The sequence below is a fragment of the Pseudomonas sp. NPDC090208 genome, assembly GCF_044746785.1.
GTDB lineage: Bacteria > Pseudomonadota > Gammaproteobacteria > Pseudomonadales > Pseudomonadaceae > Aquipseudomonas.
Map to the genome: position 1 here is coordinate 112217 of NZ_JBIVCU010000006.1, position 19339 is coordinate 131555.

A 19339-nucleotide genomic window follows, 5' to 3' on the forward strand; every position below is an offset into this window, starting at 1 on the left:
TTTACGTTATACTTAACACACTGGGGTTCATTAGGAGTTTCACGATGGAAATGCTGAAGTTTGGTAAATTTGCTGCGCTGGCTCTGGCCATGGCTGTAGCTGTAGGTTGCTCGTCCAAGGGCGGCGACAACGCCGGTGAAGGCGCTGCTGTCGATCCAAACGCTGGTTACGGCGCCAACACTGGTGCAGTTGACGGCAGCCTGAGCGAAGAAGCTGCTCTGCGCGCAATCACCACCTTCTACTTCGAATACGACAGTTCCGACCTGAAGCCAGAAGCCATGCGCGCTCTGGACGTTCACGCCAAGGACCTGAAAGCCAACGGCGCTCGCGTCGTTCTGGAAGGCAACACCGACGAACGCGGTACCCGCGAGTACAACCAGGCTCTGGGCGAGCGTCGTGCTAAAGCCGTTCAGCGCTACCTGGTTCTGCAAGGCGTTTCGCCAGCTCAGCTGGAAGTCGTTTCCTACGGTGAAGAGCGTCCAGTTGCTACCGGCAACGACGAGCAATCCTGGGCTCAGAACCGTCGCGTCGAACTGCGTAAGTAATTTGACATGCGAACGTACCGCCGTGCTTTAACCGTTCTGGCTCTCGCCCTTCCTCTTGCAGCGATGGGTGCGGTTCCTGTGGTCGATGACAACTCTGGCTCCGCTGGCAGCAGTTATCCGCCATCGGGTTATGGTACGGCGGGCGCCTACGCCGGAGGCGGGGCTACGGCCCAGCCTTCGGCGCAAGGTCAGCTGTTCATGCAGTTGCAGCAAATGCAGGACGAAATTTCGCGCCTGCGCGGCATCGTCGAAGTCCAACAAAACGATATCCAGCAGATGAAGCAAGAAGCGCTGGATCGTTACAAGGATCTCGATTCCCGCATCGGAGCTGGCGGCGCACCCGCTGCACCAGCTGCCAACAATTCTCCTTCCGACGGCGGTAACAACGCCGGCGGAGCACCTGCGGCACCCGCTGCCGGCGCAGCCGGTCAGGTCCCGCAAACCAGCACTGAACCGGGTGATCCGGCCAAAGAGAAGCTCTATTACGATGCTGCCTTTGACCTGATCAAAGCCAAGGATTTCGACAAGGCCAGCCAGGCTTTCTCGGCTTTTCTGCGCAAATACCCGAACAGCCAGTACGCGGGCAACGCCCAATACTGGCTGGGTGAAGTGAACCTGGCCAAAGGCGATCTGCAAGGCGCCGGTCAGGCTTTCGCCAAGGTCAGTCAGCTGTACCCAAAACACGCCAAAGTGCCTGACTCGTTGTACAAACTGGCTGACGTAGAACGTCGCCTGGGTCATACCGACCGGGTCAAAGGTATTCTGCAGCAAGTCGTTGCGCAGTACCCGGGCACCTCGGCTGCTCAGCTGGCGCAACGGGATCTTCAGCGTCTCTGATTGCCCTGATCTGACCGTCGATTCAAGAAAGCCGCGCGTTGCGCGGCTTTTTTCGTTAGAATCCCGCACCCGAAATTCCGGTATTGATTACGCTTCTGTGGATTCTGCGAGCGCAGGGTGCACAGAAGTGCCTGACGGAGGCGGATGGCCTGTTTAGCCGTTACGCCCGTGGCCCTTATGCAAGACACATTACGTATCACCGAAGTTTTTTACTCTTTGCAGGGTGAAACGCGCACGGCAGGCTTGCCTACCGTATTTGTGCGCCTCACCGGCTGCCCTCTGCGCTGCGGTTATTGCGACAGCGAATACGCCTTCACGGGCGGCACGATCCAGACCCTCGACTCGCTGATGGAGCAAGTGGCCAGCTATCGGCCGCGTTATGTCTGCGTTACCGGTGGCGAACCACTGGCGCAGCCGAACGCGATCAAACTGCTGCAGCGGCTGTGCGATGCCGGCTATGAAGTCTCCCTGGAGACCAGCGGAGCACTGGATATCTCGAAAGTGGATACCCGTGTCAGTCGCGTCGTCGACCTGAAAACCCCCGGCTCTAAAGAAGTCGCACGCAACCGCTACGAAAATATCGAACTGCTGACGCTGAACGATCAGGTCAAATTCGTGATCTGCTCGCGGGAAGACTACGACTGGGCTGTTTCCAAGATCATTCAGTACGGCCTGGACCGTCGCGCCGGTGAAGTGTTGTTTTCGCCGGTACACCGCGATTTGAACGTGCGCGATCTGGCCGACTGGATCGTCGCCGACAACCTGCCGGTACGCCTGCAACTGCAATTGCACAAGATTCTCTGGAATGATGAGCCGGGGCGCTGACATGAGTGAGCAAACGATGACTGAGAAGAGAGCGGTAATTCTGCTGTCCGGTGGCCTGGATTCGGCCACGGTGGTTGCCATGGCCAAGGCTGACGGCTTCAGCTGCTACACCATGAGCTTCGACTACGGCCAGCGCCATCGCGCAGAGCTGCAGGCTGCCGAGCGCGTGGCGAAGGATCTGGGCGTGGTCGAGCACAAGGTCATCGGCCTGAACCTCAACGGCATCGGCGGCTCGGCCCTGACCGACAGCAGCATCGATGTGCCGGAGGCGCCCAGCGAGGGCATTCCGGTGACTTATGTGCCTGCGCGCAACACCGTGTTCCTGTCGCTGGCTCTGGGCTGGGCCGAAGTGCTCGGCGCTCGCGATATATTCATCGGCGTCAACGCGGTGGACTATTCCGGTTACCCGGATTGCCGTCCCGAATTCGTCGAGTCGTTCGAGCGCATGGCCAACCTCGCCACCAAGGCCGGTGTCGAAGGGCAGGGCTTCCGTATTCAGGCGCCGCTGCAGATGCTGAGCAAGGCCGATATCGTCAAGGCCGGCACCCGTCTGGGCGTCGACTACGGGCTGACCGTTTCCTGCTATCAGGCTGACGATCAAGGGCGTGCCTGTGGCAAATGCGACAGCTGCCGCCTGCGTGCCGAAGGCTTCTCTGCGGCCGGTCTGAAGGACCCGACGCGATATTTTTAAATTATTTTCGTCGGGGGTGTTGAATTACTGTGAAAAATCAGTAATATACGCGCCACCACGAAGCGGGTCGTTAGCTCAGTTGGTAGAGCAGTTGGCTTTTAACCAATTGGTCGTAGGTTCGAATCCTACACGACCCACCATCTTCAAAACCCGAGAGGTCCACGCAAGTGTGAATTCTCGGGTTTTTTTTCGTCTGCAGTTTGGCGAAAGCCGCTGCAAGCCTGCCGTCGGTAAGTGATCGCTCAACACGTTGCGTGATACATTCGCCGCCGCCTTGCGCGGCCACCACCTGCTTTGCGGCTCTGGTGGCCTACGTCCGGCACTTCAATCGATACGGGCCCGTAGAGGCCTGTACAGGGCTGGAAACTTCATGACCGTGAGGGTTTCCCGCTTTATTTGTTGCCTGTTGTTCAGGTGTAAACTCGACGTTCGCGCTGACGCGCACTCAGGTCCAGCCAACATGACTCAGATTTCCGAACGCCTTCTGGTACAGGCGCATCTAGACGCCAAGCAACCCAAGCCACTGAGCCCGGAACAGGAAGCCGAATACCGTCGACTCATCGCCGCCGAGCTCAAGGCTCAGGACGCGGTGCTGGTCGCTCATTTCTATTGTGATCCGGTGATTCAGGCACTGGCCGAAGAAACCGGTGGTTGTGTCTCGGATTCGCTGGAAATGGCCCGATTCGGCAAGAATCACCCCGCCAAGACCGTTCTGGTAGCCGGCGTGCGCTTCATGGGTGAGACGGCGAAGATTCTGACGCCGGAAAAGCGCATCCTGATGCCGACGCTGGAGGCGACCTGCTCGCTGGACCTGGGTTGCGGCGTCGATGAGTTCTCGGCGTTCTGCGATCAGCATCCTGAGCGCACCGTGGTGGTCTATGCCAACACTTCGGCAGCGGTGAAGGCGCGGGCGGACTGGGTGGTGACGTCGAGTTGCGCGCTGGAAATCGTCGAAAGCCTGATGGACAACGGCGAGAAGATCATCTGGGGGCCGGACCGCCATCTGGGCCGCTATATCCAGCGCCAGACCGGTGCCGACATGCTGCTGTGGGATGGCGCCTGTATCGTCCATGAAGAGTTCAAATCGCGGCAGCTGGAAGACATGAAGGCGCTGTACCCGGACGCAGCCATTCTGGTTCACCCGGAGTCGCCTGAGGCGGTGATCGACCTGGCCGACGCAGTGGGTTCCACCAGTCAGTTGATCAAAGCGGCGCAGACCCTGCCGAACAAGACCTTCATTGTCGCTACCGACCGCGGCATCTTCTACAAGATGCAGCAGCTGTGCCCGGACAAGCTCTTCATCGAAGCGCCAACCGCCGGCAACGGCGCGGCATGCCGCAGCTGCGCCCATTGCCCGTGGATGGCGATGAACACGCTGGAGCGCACCTTGCAGTGCCTGCGTGAGGGCAGTAACGAGATATTTGTCGATCCGGCGGTCATTCCCCACGCCGTTCGACCGTTGCAGCGGATGCTGGACTTCACCCAGGCAGCGCGGATGAGGCTTTCAGGCAACGCTTGAACGCAGCTGTGAGCTACAAGCTATAAGCTGCAAGAAAGAGCAGGATCCCCGCGTGCTTTCTTGTGGCTTACGGCTTGAGGCTTTTAGCTACATCAATTCATCATCTCTTTCACCGCCCGTTCCTGGGCGATGATTTCCTGCTGGCGAGCATCGATCCGTGAAGCCAGCTGGAAGTTGTTGTTGGCGCGGCGCTTGGCGAATTCCAGCTGCTGGACTGCCTGCTTGAAGTCACCCATCAGCGCGAAGTATTCCGCACGGGCCTGGTGCAGGCCGACGGTATTGCCTGAGAGGCCGCGCGTGTCGGCCACCTGGTTCCAGATGTCCGGATCGTCCGGACGGCTCTTGAGCAGGACTTCCAATACCTTCAATGCTTCCGGCGCTCTGGACTGCTTGAGCAGCACGTCGACCTTGGCCTGGTTGAGCGGGTAATCGTCCGGGTAGATCGACAGCAGCCTGTCGACCCGCTGCTGAGCGTCCGGCAGGCGGTTGTTGGCGATGTCCAGATTGATCGCCGCCAGGTTGTAGGTGATGTTGTCCGGCGCCTTGTCCAGCAACGGCTTGAGCGACTCGCGGGCCTCGTTCAGTTGCCCGCCCTTGGTTTGCGCCAGAGTGAGACCGTAGCGTGCCGCGTCGTTTTTCGGATTCTCCGCCAACTGAGCGCGGAAGCGTTTGGCCGCCATGCCTGGTGTTTCTTCATAGATCAGCGTGACTCGCGCGCGCATCAATTGATACGTGGTGCTGTCTTCCTTGCCGCCGGGCTTGGCCTGTTCGGCGCGGTTGCGGGTGTCGGCGATACGCGACTCGGTCACCGGGTGGCTCATGAGAAATTCTGGCGGCTTGGCGTCGTAGCGATACTGACGGGCCAGGCGCTCGAACATGGTCGGCATGTTGCGCGGATCGTAACCGGCCTTTTCCAGGTTCTGAATGCCGATGCGGTCGGCCTCGGCCTCGTTCTGCCGGGAGAAGCGCGCCTGCTCCTGAATCGCGGCTGCCTGGGTGCCGGCAATCGCGGCAATCCCGGCATCGCCGGCACCGGCAGCGGCCATGACGATACCGGCCAGCATCGCCGCCATCACCGGCACCTGCATGCGCTGCTGCGCCTGTACGCCCCGGGCGAAGTGGCGTTGCGACAAGTGAGCCAGTTCGTGAGCCAGTACCGCGGCATACTCGCCTTCTGTTTCGGCATGCAGGAACAGGCCACCGTTGACCCCGATGATCCCGCCGGGTGCTGCGAAGGCGTTGATTTCCGGTGTGTTGATCAGGATGAATTCAAGGCGGCGGTCCTGCACCTGGCTGGTTTCTGCCAGGCGATAGACCGTGGTTTCGACAAAGTCCTTGAGCTGCGGGTCGGACAGCTGGGCCACCTGGGCACGCAGCAGGCCCAGCCAGGCGCGGCCCAGATCATGTTCCTGCTGTGGCGAGACAATGGAGGAACTGGAGTCGCCGAGCGACGGCAGGTCGTCCGCGAATGTCGGGGTTGCCAACAGGCATGCCAGCGTCAGCAGTGTGGGGCGCAAAAAATCCATGCACGAAACTCTGAAGCAGAAAGCCGGTACTGTAGCTGGCTCAATGGCTTGCTGACCAGAGTGGGGTATTCTTGCTGGCCCATCCGGAGCATTGATGCGGGCGGGATCGCAGTTTCTGTGCAATTGAATGTGTCTACCTGGAGAAAAACGATGTCTGACGCTGTAGGCCGCCCCGCGACATGTGATGCCGAGCTCGATGCCAGTGGCCTGAACTGCCCGCTGCCGTTGCTCAAGGCGAAAATGGAGCTCAACCGGCTGGCCAGTGGTGCGGTGCTCAAGGTCACGGCCACTGACGCTGGCTCCCAGCGCGATTTCCGCAGTTTTGCCAAATTGGCTGGCCATGCGCTATTGCATGAAGAAGTGGCCGATGGCATCTATCGGTACTGGTTACGCAAGGCCTGATGTTTTCCGATTTCCTTCGCCCCAGGAATTATTGATGTTCAAAGTGCTTCGCGACTGGATGCAGCGCTACTTCTCCGACGAGGAGGCCGTGGTGCTGGCGGTGCTGTTGTTTCTGGCGTTCACCATCATCCTGACCCTGGGCGGAATGCTGGCGCCGGTGCTGGCCGGGTTGGTGCTCGCCTTTCTGATGCAGGGCGTGGTCGTTCAGCTCGAACGCTTGCGAGTGCCGGAAAGGGGCGCCGTGGGGATGGTCTTCGCGCTGTTCATGGGCGCGCTGGCGCTGTTTCTGCTGGTGCTGGTGCCGCTGCTCTGGCATCAGTTGATCACCCTGTTCAACGAACTGCCCGGCATGCTCGCCAAATGGCAGTCGCTGCTGTTGCTGCTGCCGGAGCGCTACCCGCATCTGGTCTCCGACGAGCAAGTGCTGCAGGCCATCGAAGCGGCCCGAGGCGAGATCGGCAAGTTCGGTCAGTGGGCGCTGACCTTCTCGTTGTCGAGCCTGCCGCTGCTGGTCAACATGATGATCTATCTGGTGCTGGTGCCGATTCTGGTGTTCTTTTTCCTCAAGGACCGTCGCATGATCGGTCGCTGGTTCAGGGGTTACCTGCCTCGCGAGCGCACGCTGATCACCCGGGTTGCCGAAGAAATGAACCGGCAGATCGCCAACTACATCCGTGGCAAGGTCATCGAGATTTTCATCTGTGGTGCGGTGACCTACATCGCATTCGTGGCGATGGGGCTCAACTATTCGGCGTTGCTGGCGATGCTGGTGGGGATTTCCGTGGTGGTGCCATATGTCGGCACGGTCGTGGTCACGGTGCCGGTAGCGTTCATCGCGCTGTTTCAGTGGGGCTGGGGCGACCAGTTCATCTACCTGATGGCGGTCTACGGCATCATCCAGGCGCTGGATGGCAACGTGCTGGTGCCGTTGCTGTTCTCGCAGACGGTGAGCCTGCACCCGGTGGCAATCATCTGCGCGGTGCTGCTGTTCGGCGGGCTGTGGGGGTTCTGGGGGATTTTCTTCGCGATCCCGCTGGCCACCCTGTGCAAGGCGGTGCTGGATGCCTGGCCGCGGAACGAGCCTACGGTGGCGCCGCTGTTGTAAATGCAGAAGAGGTCAAACCTGTAGGAGCCGGCTTGCTGGCGAACCAATATTGTCAGCCGGCACAAGTGTCGCTGACCCGGCGCATTCGCCAGCAAGCCGGCTCCTACGGATCCGGGCCACATGTCACGCCTTGTTCAGCGCCTGAGCCTGTTCCAGCACGGCCTCGACATGGCCCGGTACCTTCACGCCACGCCATTCCTTGCGCAGCACACCGTTCTTGTCGATCAGGAACGTGCTGCGGTCAACGCCCATGTATTCCTTGCCGTACAGCTTTTTCAGCTTGATCACGTCGAACAGCTGGCACAGCGACTCGTCCTTGTCCGAAATCAGCTCGAAAGGGAACGCCTGCTTGGCCTTGAAGTTCTCGTGGGACTTCATGCCGTCGCGGGACACGCCGAAGACCACGGTGTTGGCGGCCTGGAAGTCGGCGTAGTGATCGCGAAAGCCCTGGCCTTCGGTGGTGCAGCCCGGCGTGCTGTCCTTGGGATAGAAGTAAATCACCACCTGCTGGCCTTTCAGTGCTGACAGGCTGACAGCCTGTTCGCTGGTGGCCTGCACTTGAAAGTCGGCGACGGGTTTGTCCAGTTCTACGGCCATGTGCAACTCCTTACATCGGTGCCTGTGGGCGCCACGGTTCGATCAGTGCGTCGAGATTGAGGGCGTCGGCGAAGTCGAGGAACTGATCGCGCAGCCAGCTGATCTGGGTGCCGGCCGGCAGGGTCACGGTAAACGTCGCGTTGAGCATGGTGCCGCCGGTCTGTGGCGCCTGATAGGTGTCGCAGATCAGGTTTTCCAGCTCGACATGGTGATCGATGAAGAACTGGCACAGCTCATTGATGATGTCGGGGCGATAGGCCGAGCTGACGTAGGCCACGTACGGCAGGGCTTCCGGACGGCTGTCCAGGGAGGCGCTGCGCACCACGTTGACCGTGAACGCATGTTTCTTCGCCAGGTTCGGCAGGCCGGTTTCCAGGCGCGCCAGTGCGTCCCAGCTGCCGGAAACCTGCAGGATCAGCGCACTGCATTCGCCGTGGCGGGTGAGGCGCGAGCTGACCACCGAGCAACGGTTTTCGTGGCTGGCGCGGCAGAGCACGTTGGTCAGGTCCATGGGGTTGGGGCCCAGGGCACTGATGACAAGAAATTGTTCGCGAACCGGGGGGATGGACGACATGCAGCATTCCTAAACGATGAGCGGTCGGTACATTGTTGACCTGCGCTGCGGATTCGGCGAACGAACGCCGCGCAAATCCGGCTGTGATCCATGGCCTGCGTCGCCTCGGCAAGCAGGCGATGACAGGTGGCAGCAACGCCGGAGCGGGGTTTGCGGCGACGAAAACGAACAATCGAACGAGCCGGGCAGATGACCAGTACCGATCAAAGACCGAAGGGTAGCGAAAACCGTCGCCGAGGGGAATGCTCCCGGCGGCTGAAACCGTGGTACTTCGCTTGTGCAAGGCGGATGGCGCCAGTACCATTACCGCTCTCTTTTTCCGGCAGGAGCGGTTTGCATGATTGCGGGCAGTATGGTGGCACTGGTCACACCAATGGATGCACAGGGTCGTCTTGACTGGGACAGCCTGAGCAAACTGGTGGACTTTCACCTGAAAGAGGGCACCAACGCCATTGTTGCCGTCGGCACTACAGGTGAGTCCGCGACGCTCGACGTCAACGAGCACATCGAAGTCATCCGCCGCGTGGTCCAGCAGGTCGCTGGCCGTATTCCGGTCATCGCCGGTACGGGCGCCAACTCCACCCGCGAAGCGGTCGAGCTGACCACCAACGCCAAGAACGCCGGTGCCGATGCCTGCCTGCTGGTGACCCCGTACTACAACAAGCCGACCCAGGAAGGCCTGTACCAGCACTTCAAGCACATCGCCGAAGCCGTGGACATCCCGCAGATCCTCTACAACGTGCCGGGCCGTACCGCCTGCGACATGTCGGCCGAGACCGTGATCCGTCTGTCGAAGATCAAGAACATCATCGCCATCAAGGAAGCCACCGGTGACCTGCAGCGCGCCAAGGACATCCTGGCCGGCGTCAGCAGCGACTTCCTGGTGTATTCCGGTGACGACGCCACTGCGGTCGAGCTGATCCTGCTCGGCGGTAAGGGCAACATTTCGGTAACCGCCAACGTCGCCCCGCGCGACATGGCCGAGCTGTGCAAGGCCGCCATTGCCGGCGACGCCGCCACTGCCCGCGCCATCCACGAAAAACTGATGCCGCTGAACAAGACCCTGTTCATCGAATCGAACCCTATTCCCGTGAAGTGGGCGCTGCATGAGATGGGCCTGATGCCGGACGGTATCCGTCTGCCGCTCACCTGGCTCAGCGAGTCCTGCCACGAGCCGCTGCGTCAGGCCATGCGCCAGTCCGGCGTATTGGTTTAATGAGGAAGCACTACGCAATGAAGCGACTGGCCGGACTCTCCGCACTAGCCCTGATCATCTCCAGCACCAGCGGTTGCAGCTGGCTGTTTGGGCAGGACGGTTATTTCCGTGATCGCAGCAGCGATTACCTGGAAGCAACCCAGAAACCTCCGATGCAACTGCCGGAAGGCATGCAACAAGCCAAACGTCTGGACCCGCTGCTGCCGATTCCGCGCAACGTGGCTGACGACACCGAGAAGGGTGAGTTCAAGGTGCCGCGTCCGCAGCCGTTGTCCGCCACCCAGGACTCCAGCGACTACACCCTGCAGAAGAGCGGCGACAACCGCTGGATTCTGGCTCAGCGTCCACCTGCCGAAGTCTGGCCGGTGGCCCACCAGTATTTTGAAGACAACGGCTTCCGCATCGCCGAAGAGCGTCCGCAGACCGGTGAGTTCAACACCACCTGGCAGCGTACCGACGAGCTTTCCGCGGCGGTCGCCAAGCGCCTGAGCGCCGGTGGCGTGGCGGCTGGCAACGAAACTCGCGTGCGCGTGCGCATCGAGCCGGGTGTGCAGCGCAATACCAGTGAAATCTATGTGGTCAGCGTTCAGCGTCCGGCCGGCAGCTCCGACGAGCCGTCGTTCCCGTCGCGCACGACCAACGTGAGCCTGGATTCCGAGCTGACCGACGACATGCTGGCCAGCATGAGCCGCACCGCCGAGAAGGGTGGTTCGGTGTCGCTGCTGGCAGCCCGCGACTTCGATACCCCGAGCCGCGTGTCCTTGTCCGAAGACGGCAGCGGCAACCCGGTTCTGAACCTGGGTGCCGATCTCGATCGCGCGTGGTCCAGCGTCGGTCGTGCGCTGAACCAGGGCGACTGGCGCGTTGAAGACATCAACCGCAGCCTGGGTCTGTACTACATCAACCTGGCAGAGAAAGCCGATAAACCGGAAAACAAGCCAGGCTTCTTCGGCCGCATGTTCGGCAGTGAAGAAACCAAGGAAGAGAAAGAAGCCCGTGCCGAGCGCTATCAGGTTCGCCTGAGCAAGGTCGGCGACAACGTCCAGGTGACCGTCGAGAAGAACATCAACACCGTGGCGCCGGCCGACATCGCCCGTCGCGTGTTGAGCGTCATTCAAGACAACCTCGGTTAAGTGCGTTTCGCGGTTCTTGGCAGCGGCAGCCGTGGCAACGGTACGCTGGTTGCGAGCAATGACACGTACGTGCTGGTCGACTGCGGTTTCTCCCTGCGGGAAACCGAACGTCGGCTGGACAGGCTGGGCGTCAGCGGCCATCAGCTGAGCGCGATTCTGGTGACCCACGAACATGCCGATCACGTGCATGGCGTGGGTTTGCTGTCTCGGCGCTATGATTTGCCGGTGTACCTCAGCGACGGCACGCTGCGCGGCATGCGCAAGCCGGTCGATGCGGGTGTACGGCTGGCAGGCGGGCAGGGCGTGCAGATCGGTGATCTGAGCATCGATGTGGTGTCGGTGGCCCATGATGCGCTGGAGCCGACGCAATTTGTCTTCAACGACGGCCGACGCCGTTTTGGTCTGCTGACCGATCTGGGCTCGTACTGCCCGGCGGTGCTCGACAGCTATCGGGGCCTGGACGCCCTGATGATCGAGTCCAATCACTGCCGTGACATGCTGGCCCGAGGGCACTACCCGATGTTCCTGAAACAGCGGGTAGGCGGCGCCTACGGACACTTGAACAACCACCAGGCTGCCGATCTGGTGAACGAGCTGGGATGGCAGGGCCTGCAACATCTGGTGCTGGCCCACCTGAGCAGCAAGAACAACCTGCCGCATCTGGCCCGGCAATGTTTCGTCGACACCCTTGGGTGCGACCCGGACTGGCTACAATTGGCCGATCAGGATTCAGGGCTCGACTGGCGCGAAATCGCCTAGCGTCCCAAACGGGGCGACAGCCCAACTATTTAGCAAGCGGAGCCCATCATGGAAAAACGTGAAGAACTCTACCGCGGCAAAGCCAAGTCGGTGTACACCACTGACGACGCCGACCGCTTGGTCCTGCTGTTTCGCAACGACACTTCGGCGTTCGACGGCAAGCGTATCGAACAACTTGACCGCAAAGGCATGGTGAACAACAAGTTCAACGCCTTCATCATGCAGAAGCTCGAAGCGGCCGGCATTCCGACCCAGTTCGACAAGCTGCTGGCCGACAACGAAGTGCTGGTCAAAAAGCTGAAAATGATCCCGGTCGAGTGCGTCGTGCGCAACTACGCCGCCGGCAGCCTGGTCAAGCGCCTAGGCGTCGAAGAGGGCATGAAGCTCAATCCATACACCTTCGAGCTGTTCCTGAAGGACGACGCCAAGGGCGACCCGTTCATCAACGAATCCCACGTCGTGGCATTCGGCTGGGGCACCGCCGAGCAACTGGCGCGCATGAAAGAATTGTCGCTGAAGGTTAACGAAGTCCTGAGCAAACTGTTCGACGACGCTGGCCTGCTCTTGGTCGACTTCAAACTGGAATTCGGCGTGTTCAGTGACGGCTCCATCGTCCTGGGCGACGAATTCAGCCCGGACGGCTGCCGCCTGTGGGACAAAGACACCAAGAAGAAAATGGACAAGGACCGCTTCCGTCAGGGCCTCGGTGGCGTCATCGAAGCCTACGAAGAAGTCGCTCAGCGTCTGGGCGTACCGCTCTAAACCGGCAAAAGATCGCAAGCATCTGAAAAAACGCGAAAATTTTGAAAAAAAGATTCGCGTTTTCAAATCAAACTGTTATGATGCGCGCCGTTGGAGAGATGCCGGAGTGGCCGAACGGGACGGATTCGAAATCCGTTGTACTGGCGACAGTACCTAGGGTTCAAATCCCTATCTCTCCGCCATTACATATGAAAGCCCCAGAAGTTATGCTTCTGGGGCTTTTTTGTTTTCTATGGCTCTCACTATCGGCGATATGTGATACCGCGCTGTGCCGCTATCCAGATTGGCATTGAATGATCAGAGGCTGTCTGATGGACATTGAAAGGATTTCCAGACATCTGCAAGCGCGTGTGCCGGATCTGCAGGCAATCTACCTGTTCGGCAGCTATGTCAGTGGGCACTTTGGACCTGACAGTGACCTTGATATTGCGATACTTCTCACACGGAAGAGTGATCCGATAGCGCTCTGGGAAATGGCCGGCGAAGTTGCTGACATCGCAGGCGTGCCAGTAGACCTTGTGGATATGGGCGCGGCTTCCACCGTGATGCAATATCAGATACTGACTAAAGGTCGGCGCCTATGGGCGGACGGAGTGTCTGTTGGCCTGTTCGAGGCGTTCGTGTTGAGTGAGAAGACGGCGCTGGATACCGCTCGGGCTGGTTTGCTTGCAGATATCCAAGAGGACGGAGTGATTCATGGCAGATGATGTATTGATCAACAAAGCGGCAACGATCGAGCGTTGTGTGATCAGGGCGCGGGAAGAGTACGAGAAGGACTCTTCAAGCTTTGCGACCGATTTCACGCGTCAGGACGCTGCGATTCTGAATATCCAGCGGGCCTGTGAGGCCGCTCTGGACATGGGCCATCATCTGATCCGCCGCGAAAAGCTGGGTGTACCTCAAAGTGCACGGGATGTGTTTGAGCTATTGGTTCGAGGTGGTTGGCTGGATCCTTCGTTGCTGACCAGCATGAAGAATATGGTCGGTTTCAGGAATATCGCCGTCCATGAGTATCAAACGCTTCAATTGCCGATTACGGTAGCGATCATCACGCGGCATCTGGATGACTTTGTCCGTTTCAGCTCGTCTGTGTTGAGCCGGGATGCGGGTTAAAGCAGGCGGGGTTTAATGCGCAAACAAGGTGCGCCCAGCCGGGCGCACCTGTCTTCACGGCTTACTCGTCCCAGGGACGATCGCCGTTCTCGTCTTTGATACGAGTCGGCAGGCCCATCACGTCAAGCGCCTTCAGGAACGCCTGGGCAGGCAGCTCCTCGACGTTGACCATGCGTGCAACGTCCCACTCGCCACGGGCAACCAGCAGGGCTGCGGCGACGGGCGGTACGCCTGCGGTGTAGGAGATGCCCTGGCTGTCGGTTTCCGCGAAGGCTTCTTCGTGGTCGGCGACGTTGTAGATGAACATCTCGCGCGGCTGGCCGTCCTTGGTGCCTTTGACCAGGTCGCCGATGCAGGTCTTGCCGACATAGCCCGGTGCCAGAGAGGCTGGATCCGGCAGTACGGCCTTGACCACTTTCAACGGGACGATCTCGACGCCTTCGGCGGTCTTGACCGGCTGTTCGGACAGCAGGCCGAGGTTTTTCAGCACGGTGAAGACGTTGATGTAGTGGGCACCGAAGCTCATCCAGAAACGCACGTTGGGCACGTCGAGGTTTTTCGACAGCGAGTGCACTTCATCGTGGCCGGTGAGGTAGAGGTCCTGCGAGCCTACCACTGGCAGGTCGTCAGTACGCTTGACCTCGAACATGGTGTTGCTGGTCCACTGGCTGTTCTGCCAGCTCCACACCTGTCCGGTGAATTCGCGGAAGTTGATTTCCGGGTCGAAGTTGGTGGCAAAGTATTTGCCGTGTGAGCCGGCATTGACGTCGAGGATGTCGATCGAATCAATGCGGTCGAAATACTGTTGTTGCGCCAGTGCCGCATAGGCGTTGACCACACCCGGGTCGAAGCCGATGCCGAGAATGGCGGTGATGTTCTTCTGCTGGCACTCTTCGAGGTGTTTCCACTCGTAGTTGCCATACCATGGCGGGGTTTCGCAAACCTTGCCCGGCTCTTCGTGGATGGCGGTGTCCAGATAGGCCACGCCGCTGTCGATACAGGCACGCAGTACCGACATGTTGAGGAACGACGAACCGACGTTGATGACGATCTGCGATCCGGTTTCCGCGATCAGCGACTTGGTCGCTTCGATATCCAGCGCGTTCAGGGCGTAAGCCTTGATTTCCGCAGGCTGCTTGAGGCTGCCTTTGGCGTGGACGCTGTCGATGATGGCCTGGCACTTGGAGATGTTACGCGACGCGATTGCAATACGACCGAGTTCGTCGTTGTGCTGCGCGCACTTGTGGGCCACCACCTTGGCGACACCTCCCGCACCAATGATAAGAACGTTCTTCTTCAATCTCTTTCTCTCTCCTTTGCGCCAGCTTACGAGAGGCTGGACAGGTAATCGTCAAAACCGAACTGACGAACTTCTTCGACGGTACCGTCGAGTTGTTTCACTACAATGGACGGCATTTTCAGGCCGTTGAACCAGTTCTTCTTGACCATGGTGTAGCCCGCTGCGTCAACAAACGACAGCCGATCGCCGATGGCCAGCGGACGATCGAATTGGTATTCGCCGAAGATATCTCCGGCCAGGCACGATTTGCCGCACACCATGTAGGTGTGTTCGCCTTCGCTCGGCGCCAGTTTGGCGTTCAGGCGATAGATCAGCAGATCCAGCATGTGCGCTTCGATGGAGCTGTCGACCACGGCCAGGTGCTTGCCGTTGTACAGGGTGTCGAGCACGGTCACTTCCAGCGAGGCACTTTGAGTGATCGCCGCTTCGCCCGGCTCCAGGTAAACCTGCACGCCGTATTTTTCCGCGAAGGCTTTCAGGCGCGCGCAGAAGGCATCCAGCGGGTAGTCGTCGCCGGTGAAGTGGATGCCGCCACCGAGGCTGACCCACTCGACCTTGTGCAGCAGATGGCCGAAACGCTCTTCGATGGTCGACAGCATCTGGTCGAACAGGTTGAAGTCACCGTTCTCGCAGTTGTTGTGGAACATGAAGCCGGTGACCTGATCGATGACCTGCTCGATTTTCACAGGATCCCACTCGCCCAGACGGCTGAACGGACGCGCCGGGTCGGCCAGCAGGTAATCGGAGCTGCTCACCTGCGGGTTGACGCGCAGACCGCGCACCTTGTCAGCACACGCCGGCGCATGGCGCTGCAGTTGGCTGATGGAGTTGAAGATGATCTTGTCGCAGTTTTCGAGCATCTCTTCGATCTCGTCATCTGCCCAGGCCACGCTGTAGGCGTGGGTTTCGCCGGCGAACTTCTGGCGACCCAGTTTCAGTTCGTAGAGCGACGAGGACGTGGTGCCGTCCATGTACTCTTGCATCAGGTCGAACACCGACCAGGTGGCGAAGCACTTGAGTGCCAGCAGGGCTTTCGCACCGGAGTTCTCGCGCAGGTACGCGATCTTTTCCATGTTGCGAAGCAGCTTCTGTTTGTCGATGAGGTAGTACGGCGTCTTGATCACTTCGAGGCCTCCGGTGATACGACCCAAAAAAGGACGGCGATTGTGCCTTCACTTCGTCGGGATCGAAAGGGTGAAAGCGATTTTTCGCCGCTAAACGCGACAGCCGTTGCTAAATCGGCTCAGAGTTGAAACGTTTTCTAACGATTCGCCTTCATTCTTATCCTGTTCGCCGATGACAGCGACATGACTGTCAGTCCTTCGGTCGCCTAAATTTCTCCCCCTTGTTCGCGTTCATCAATGGAACCTTCGACGTTTACGGTGAACCCGCGCCATGTCCAGCCTCAATGACCTGCCTTCCTTGCCATTGCCGTCCGGCCGCCATCTGGGTGCCGATGAAACAGACCGGCGGCTGACCCTGACCCTCGACGGCCAGGTGCTGATTCGCCTGCGCGTGGAGCGGGGCACGGATGTGCGTCTGTCGATTGACGAAGGCGAGGCACCGCCGGACGACAAGGCGTTGTGGGCGGCCTGCTATTGGCTGTTTGCTCGCGACGAGAGCTGCCAGCGATTGGTCTGGCAGTTGAGCCTGCCCCGGCGCGAGGCGCTGGTCAGCGGTTTGCTGCTGCCGACCCCGGTTGCCGGTGAGTACACCTGCGAACGCACGCTGTTCTGGCAACTGCCGCAACCCTGGCTGGTAGGTGCGGGCGGGCGGAGCTATCCGGAGCAGATGGTGTTCAGCGCCGGCAAGCGTCATCCGCGCCGGGCGCCGAAACCGCAGGGCGAGGTGTATCGCCGTTTCGATGCGCGGCTCGGGGCCTGGGTGTCGTTGCGTACGGTCGATACCGACAAGGATGTCGAGCGTTTCAACCGCTGGCAGAACGATCCGCGCGTCTCGGCGTTCTGGCAGGAGCAGGGCGACCTTGAGCAGCACCGCCAGTACCTGAGCAAGCTGCGCGACGACCCGCATACCGTGACCCTGATCGGTTGTTTCGACGACGAGCCGTTTGCCTATTTCGAGGCTTACTGGGCGAAGGAAGATCGCATTGCGCCGTTCTATGACGTGGACGATTACGACCGCGGCATTCACATGCTGGTCGGCGAACAAAAACACCGTGGTCCGCACAAGGTCGCCAGCTGGCTGTCGGCGCTGGTGCATTACCTGTTTCTCGACGACCCGCGCACCCGCCGCGTCGTCGCCGAGCCGCGTGCCGACAACGCGAAGATGATCGGTCACCTGCACAACCAGTGCTTCCACTGCCAGAAGGAATTCGACTTCCCGCACAAACGCGCGGCGATGATGATTCTCGGGCGCGAGCGGTTTTTCGAGCGGTGCACGCTGCGCTGAGAGCCCCCGTATTCCTCGTAGGAGTGAGCTCTGCTCGCGATGGCGTTGGGTCAGTCAACGCATCATCAACTGACCCAACGCCATCGCGAGCAGAGCTCACTCCTACAACAGTTCTGCATCCGCCAACAATCCACCCGTAGGAGCGCGCTTGCCCGCGATGGCGCTGGATCAGTCACCGCCCCCTCAACGGACTCACTCATTGTGGGAGCGAATTCATTCGCGATGAGGTATTCAAGGCTACGAATGCGTGGCGACTGAAACACCCATCGCGAATGAATTCGCTCCCACAGAACGTCCATCGTGTGGCGTGCTTGTTTTGATTCAGGGGAAGAGGGCAGGTCATCCATGACCTGTGGGGTTGCTGATCAGCTTGCGCGGCGGACTTCGGCGGCTTTGAAGCTGTCGGCGCGGTTGCCCGAGACCTTGCGGCAATGCACCAAAGCGTCGCGGATCATGAAATTGACCAGGGTCGGCGAGACGCCGAGGGTCTTGGCGATGTCCTTCTGCGGCACGCCGTGCAGGCGGTACATCTCGAAGGCGTAGCGGGTGCGCTCCGGCAGTTCGGTCAGCGCGTCGGCGATGGATTCCAGCGCCGAGAAATTGATGTGCGACGTTTCCGGCGAGGCGCCGTGTACGACTACATTCAGTCCTTCCTCTTCCGGGCCCGAATACTTCAGCTCCAGCGCCTGCTTGCGGTAGTGGTCGATCGCCAGGTTGCGCACGATCTGGAACAGGTAGCTCAGCTGTGCCTTGAAGGAGGAGGTGATCTGCGGTGCCGATTGCAGACGGAAGAACGCATCCTGCACCACATCTTCGGCACGGGACCGGCAACCGGTGATCCGTGCGGCGATCTTGATCAGGATCGTGCGGTTGTCGATGAACGCTTGCAGCAGTGGTGAGTCGTCCCGGCTTGTGGATAGTTGTTCCGACATGGAAATCACCTTGTAGCGAAGTAGGTAGCAGCGCATTTCCCCAAGGTGGGGGTGCCCTGAACATCGTGCGACAAATTATTACCGATGATAATGATTGTCAATTACGAAACTAAATCGATGAGCTTTCCTGGTGCATTCTCGGAAACATCGCACAACGCCGGATCATCCGGGCCGCGTATTTCAGGCTGATGTCCGACTAATTATTCGCGAGAGCCATCCGTTCCTTTGTGACGGACCCGACACCCGTCGCGGTCGAGGAGAGCACCCATCAGGAGGGCGACATGGTTTTCAGGCAAGGTGGTCGGGCATGACGACATCCACCGCACTTCGACTGTTCTGCCTTCCTTATTCAGGTGCCAGTGCCATGTTCTACAGCCGCTGGCGTCGGCAATTGCCGCAGTGGTTGCAAGTGCGTCCGCTGGAGTTGCCGGGCCGTGGCATGCGCATGGATCAACCGCTTGAGCGCGACATCGCGGCTCTGGCCCGCCAACTGGCCGATGAAATCAGCGCCGAACTGGACACGCCCTATGCGCTGTTCGGCCACAGCCTCGGTGGTCTGCTGGCCTACGAATTGGCCCACGAACTGTACCGCCGCCAGCTGCCGGCACCGCTGGCGCTGTTCACCTCGGCGACGGCAGGCCCGGCCAGACGCGATGTCAGCGAATACGCCATCGAGAAGTCCGACGAGGAATTGCTCGCCCGTCTGCGCACCCTCGGCGGCACCTCTGAAGAGGCCTTGGCCAACGCCGACCTGATGGCGCTGATGCTGCCGATTCTGCGCGCCGACTTCCTCCTCTGCGGCAGCTTCCAGTACGGCCAGCGCGAGCCGCTGCCACTGCCGATCCACGTGTTTGGCGGCAAGCAGGACGCGGTGCGGGTCGATGAGCTGATCGACTGGCAAGAGGAAACCAGCAGCGGTTTCTCCCTGGACATGTTCGACGGCCACCACTTCTACCTGATGGACCAGGAAGCCGCCTTGCTGCGCTGCCTGCGCCGTTACTGCGACGAGCATCTGGCGCGCTGGCGCAACAGCCAGACCCGACAGCTCGATCAGGCCGCCGGCTGACCCGGCGTCCCTCTGTTTTTCACTCATT

General features: G+C 60.1%; 21 protein-coding genes and 2 tRNA genes. 17 read left to right on the forward strand and 6 right to left on the reverse strand.

All coding sequences use genetic code 11. The features are described 5' to 3' along the window. The first annotated feature begins 44 nt into the window (after positions 1-44). The 6 genes from pal (at position 45) to nadA (ending at position 4417) form a co-directional block, all read left to right on the forward strand. Entirely contained in the window at positions 45-545 is a 501-nt protein-coding gene (gene pal / locus ACIPL0_RS12635) for a peptidoglycan-associated lipoprotein Pal (protein ID WP_400596977.1), read from the forward strand. Positions 546-551: 6 nt separating this feature from the next. Next, positions 552-1382 (forward strand): tol-pal system protein YbgF, encoded by an 831-nt coding sequence (ybgF, locus tag ACIPL0_RS12640; protein WP_400596978.1) that lies wholly within the window; start codon positions 552-554, stop codon positions 1380-1382. A 177-nt stretch (positions 1383-1559) separates the two neighbouring features. Further along, positions 1560-2207 (forward strand): 7-carboxy-7-deazaguanine synthase QueE, encoded by a 648-nt coding sequence (gene queE, locus ACIPL0_RS12645; protein WP_400596979.1) that lies wholly within the window; start codon positions 1560-1562, stop codon positions 2205-2207. Positions 2208-2223: 16 nt separating this feature from the next. Further along, positions 2224-2898: a 7-cyano-7-deazaguanine synthase QueC gene (queC, locus tag ACIPL0_RS12650; RefSeq protein WP_400596980.1), complete on the forward strand. Its 675-nt coding sequence runs from the start codon at positions 2224-2226 to the stop codon at positions 2896-2898. 64 nt (positions 2899-2962) lie between these two features. Next, positions 2963-3038 (forward strand) — tRNA-Lys (locus ACIPL0_RS12655). 320 nt (positions 3039-3358) lie between these two features. Next, on the forward strand, positions 3359-4417 hold the full coding sequence (nadA, locus tag ACIPL0_RS12660) for a quinolinate synthase NadA (RefSeq protein WP_400596981.1): 1059 nt from the start codon (positions 3359-3361) through the stop codon (positions 4415-4417). Between the two features lie 92 nt (positions 4418-4509). Here nadA and ACIPL0_RS12665 read toward each other — a convergent pair whose 3' ends face one another. Further along, a complete protein-coding gene (locus tag ACIPL0_RS12665) occupies positions 4510-5943 on the reverse strand; it encodes a M48 family metalloprotease (RefSeq protein ID WP_400596982.1) in 1434 nt (477 codons plus the stop codon). Between the two features lie 150 nt (positions 5944-6093). On the opposite strand from ACIPL0_RS12665, the gene ACIPL0_RS12670 reads away from it, so the two are divergent. Then, positions 6094-6345 (forward strand): sulfurtransferase TusA family protein, encoded by a 252-nt coding sequence (locus ACIPL0_RS12670; protein WP_400596983.1) that lies wholly within the window; start codon positions 6094-6096, stop codon positions 6343-6345. A gap of 34 nt (positions 6346-6379) precedes the next feature. Next, the gene (locus tag ACIPL0_RS12675) at positions 6380-7450 is read left to right on the forward strand and encodes an AI-2E family transporter (RefSeq protein WP_400596984.1); all 1071 of its coding nucleotides are present in this window, start codon (positions 6380-6382) and stop codon (positions 7448-7450) included. Positions 7451-7573: 123 nt separating this feature from the next. On the opposite strand, the gene ACIPL0_RS12680 is transcribed toward ACIPL0_RS12675, so the two are convergent. Then, positions 7574-8047 (reverse strand): peroxiredoxin, encoded by a 474-nt coding sequence (locus tag ACIPL0_RS12680; RefSeq protein WP_400596985.1) that lies wholly within the window; start codon positions 8045-8047, stop codon positions 7574-7576. A gap of 10 nt (positions 8048-8057) precedes the next feature. Next, complete coding sequence (locus ACIPL0_RS12685) at positions 8058-8621, reverse strand: glycine cleavage system protein R (protein ID WP_400596986.1); 564 nt, start codon at positions 8619-8621, stop codon at positions 8058-8060. Positions 8622-8958: 337 nt separating this feature from the next. On the opposite strand from ACIPL0_RS12685, the gene dapA reads away from it, so the two are divergent. The 7 genes from dapA to ACIPL0_RS12720 all read left to right on the forward strand — a co-directional run bounded on the left by dapA (position 8959) and on the right by ACIPL0_RS12720 (position 13604). Continuing rightward, positions 8959-9837 (forward strand): 4-hydroxy-tetrahydrodipicolinate synthase, encoded by an 879-nt coding sequence (gene dapA, locus ACIPL0_RS12690; protein WP_400596987.1) that lies wholly within the window; start codon positions 8959-8961, stop codon positions 9835-9837. A gap of 17 nt (positions 9838-9854) precedes the next feature. Beyond that, a complete protein-coding gene (bamC, locus tag ACIPL0_RS12695) occupies positions 9855-10970 on the forward strand; it encodes an outer membrane protein assembly factor BamC (protein WP_400596988.1) in 1116 nt (371 codons plus the stop codon). After that, positions 10971-11729, forward strand: coding sequence for an MBL fold metallo-hydrolase (locus tag ACIPL0_RS12700; protein WP_400596989.1), 759 nt, complete (start codon positions 10971-10973; stop codon positions 11727-11729). A 48-nt stretch (positions 11730-11777) separates the two neighbouring features. Then, positions 11778-12491, forward strand: a complete 714-nt coding sequence (gene purC / locus ACIPL0_RS12705) for a phosphoribosylaminoimidazolesuccinocarboxamide synthase (protein ID WP_400596990.1) — start codon at positions 11778-11780, stop codon at positions 12489-12491. Positions 12492-12583: 92 nt separating this feature from the next. Beyond that, a tRNA-Ser gene (locus ACIPL0_RS12710) sits at positions 12584-12673 on the forward strand. A gap of 129 nt (positions 12674-12802) precedes the next feature. Then, positions 12803-13198, forward strand: a complete 396-nt coding sequence (locus ACIPL0_RS12715; protein WP_400596991.1) for a nucleotidyltransferase domain-containing protein — start codon at positions 12803-12805, stop codon at positions 13196-13198. Beyond that, complete coding sequence (locus ACIPL0_RS12720; protein WP_400596992.1) at positions 13188-13604, forward strand: DUF86 domain-containing protein; 417 nt, start codon at positions 13188-13190, stop codon at positions 13602-13604. Before ACIPL0_RS12715 ends, ACIPL0_RS12720 begins: the two co-directional genes overlap by 11 nt. A gap of 61 nt (positions 13605-13665) precedes the next feature. Here ACIPL0_RS12720 and ACIPL0_RS12725 read toward each other — a convergent pair whose 3' ends face one another. After that, positions 13666-14904 carry a saccharopine dehydrogenase family protein gene (locus tag ACIPL0_RS12725; protein ID WP_400596993.1) on the reverse strand — a complete coding sequence of 413 codons (1239 nt, stop codon included), beginning with the start codon at positions 14902-14904 and terminating at the stop codon, positions 13666-13668. 26 nt (positions 14905-14930) lie between these two features. Then, positions 14931-16028 (reverse strand): carboxynorspermidine decarboxylase, encoded by a 1098-nt coding sequence (locus tag ACIPL0_RS12730; RefSeq protein WP_400596994.1) that lies wholly within the window; start codon positions 16026-16028, stop codon positions 14931-14933. A 271-nt stretch (positions 16029-16299) separates the two neighbouring features. On the opposite strand from ACIPL0_RS12730, the gene ACIPL0_RS12735 reads away from it, so the two are divergent. Continuing rightward, entirely contained in the window at positions 16300-17313 is a 1014-nt protein-coding gene (locus ACIPL0_RS12735) for a GNAT family N-acetyltransferase (protein WP_400596995.1), read from the forward strand. 365 nt (positions 17314-17678) lie between these two features. Here the strand turns inward: ACIPL0_RS12735 and ACIPL0_RS12740 are convergent, their stop codons facing one another. Next, a complete protein-coding gene (locus ACIPL0_RS12740; protein WP_400596996.1) occupies positions 17679-18245 on the reverse strand; it encodes an RNA polymerase factor sigma-70 in 567 nt (188 codons plus the stop codon). A gap of 307 nt (positions 18246-18552) precedes the next feature. Here ACIPL0_RS12740 and ACIPL0_RS12745 point away from each other — a divergent pair, with 307 nt between their 5' ends. Continuing rightward, the gene (locus ACIPL0_RS12745) at positions 18553-19311 is read left to right on the forward strand and encodes a thioesterase II family protein (protein ID WP_400596997.1); all 759 of its coding nucleotides are present in this window, start codon (positions 18553-18555) and stop codon (positions 19309-19311) included. Positions 19312-19339: the final 28 nt, after the last annotated feature.

Excerpts from the sequence above, each read along its gene's own strand:
- pal (WP_400596977.1), top strand. The coding sequence starts at position 45 with ATGGAAATGCTGAAGTTTGGTAAATTTGCTGCGCTGGCTCTGGCCATG.
- ybgF (WP_400596978.1), top strand. The coding sequence starts at position 552 with ATGCGAACGTACCGCCGTGCTTTAACCGTTCTGGCTCTCGCCCTTCCT.
- queE (WP_400596979.1), top strand. The coding sequence starts at position 1,560 with ATGCAAGACACATTACGTATCACCGAAGTTTTTTACTCTTTGCAGGGT.
- queC (WP_400596980.1), top strand. The coding sequence starts at position 2,224 with ATGACTGAGAAGAGAGCGGTAATTCTGCTGTCCGGTGGCCTGGATTCG.
- nadA (WP_400596981.1), top strand. The coding sequence starts at position 3,359 with ATGACTCAGATTTCCGAACGCCTTCTGGTACAGGCGCATCTAGACGCC.
- ACIPL0_RS12665 (WP_400596982.1), bottom strand. The coding sequence starts at position 5,943 with ATGGATTTTTTGCGCCCCACACTGCTGACGCTGGCATGCCTGTTGGCA.
- ACIPL0_RS12670 (WP_400596983.1), top strand. The coding sequence starts at position 6,094 with ATGTCTGACGCTGTAGGCCGCCCCGCGACATGTGATGCCGAGCTCGAT.
- ACIPL0_RS12675 (WP_400596984.1), top strand. The coding sequence starts at position 6,380 with ATGTTCAAAGTGCTTCGCGACTGGATGCAGCGCTACTTCTCCGACGAG.
- ACIPL0_RS12680 (WP_400596985.1), bottom strand. The coding sequence starts at position 8,047 with ATGGCCGTAGAACTGGACAAACCCGTCGCCGACTTTCAAGTGCAGGCC.
- ACIPL0_RS12685 (WP_400596986.1), bottom strand. The coding sequence starts at position 8,621 with ATGTCGTCCATCCCCCCGGTTCGCGAACAATTTCTTGTCATCAGTGCC.
- dapA (WP_400596987.1), top strand. The coding sequence starts at position 8,959 with ATGATTGCGGGCAGTATGGTGGCACTGGTCACACCAATGGATGCACAG.
- bamC (WP_400596988.1), top strand. The coding sequence starts at position 9,855 with ATGAAGCGACTGGCCGGACTCTCCGCACTAGCCCTGATCATCTCCAGC.
- purC (WP_400596990.1), top strand. The coding sequence starts at position 11,778 with ATGGAAAAACGTGAAGAACTCTACCGCGGCAAAGCCAAGTCGGTGTAC.
- ACIPL0_RS12715 (WP_400596991.1), top strand. The coding sequence starts at position 12,803 with ATGGACATTGAAAGGATTTCCAGACATCTGCAAGCGCGTGTGCCGGAT.
- ACIPL0_RS12720 (WP_400596992.1), top strand. The coding sequence starts at position 13,188 with ATGGCAGATGATGTATTGATCAACAAAGCGGCAACGATCGAGCGTTGT.
- ACIPL0_RS12735 (WP_400596995.1), top strand. The coding sequence starts at position 16,300 with ATGTCCAGCCTCAATGACCTGCCTTCCTTGCCATTGCCGTCCGGCCGC.
- ACIPL0_RS12740 (WP_400596996.1), bottom strand. The coding sequence starts at position 18,245 with ATGTCGGAACAACTATCCACAAGCCGGGACGACTCACCACTGCTGCAA.
- ACIPL0_RS12745 (WP_400596997.1), top strand. The coding sequence starts at position 18,553 with ATGACGACATCCACCGCACTTCGACTGTTCTGCCTTCCTTATTCAGGT.